This window comes from Streptomyces sp. NK08204 (genome assembly GCF_020400585.1).
Taxonomy (GTDB): domain Bacteria; phylum Actinomycetota; class Actinomycetes; order Streptomycetales; family Streptomycetaceae; genus Streptomyces.
Genome location: NZ_JAINVF010000102.1, coordinates 1 through 380 on the forward strand (window position 1 = coordinate 1; position 380 = coordinate 380).

Sequence of the window (380 nt, forward strand, 5' to 3'; positions counted from 1 at the left end):
TGTCTTCGCCGGGATCATGCACCACGACTACGCGTCGGGCATCCGGACGGCCCCGGAGGACGTCGAGGGTTACATCGGCAACGGGACCGCCGGCAGTGTGGCCTCGGGCCGCATCTCCTACACCCTCGGGCTGGAAGGCCCGGCGGTCACCGTCGACACCGCTTGCTCTTCCTCGCTGGTGGCGTTGCACCTCGCGGCGCAGGCGCTGCGGCAGGGCGAGTGCACGCTCGCGCTGGCCGGCGGTGCGACGGTGATGTCCACGCCCGCACTCTTCGTGGAGTTCAGCCGGCAGCGCGGCCTGTCGGCCGACGGCCGCTGCAAGGCGTTCGCGGACGCGGCCGACGGTACGGGCTTCTCCGAGGGCGTGGGTGTGCTGCTGC

The 380-nt window shown here is 72.1% G+C and carries 1 protein-coding gene; it reads left to right on the top strand.

The features are described 5' to 3' along the window. A partial coding sequence (locus K7G59_RS34495) for a polyketide synthase (RefSeq protein WP_225840691.1) occupies window positions 1–380 on the top strand: 380 nt, incomplete at both ends.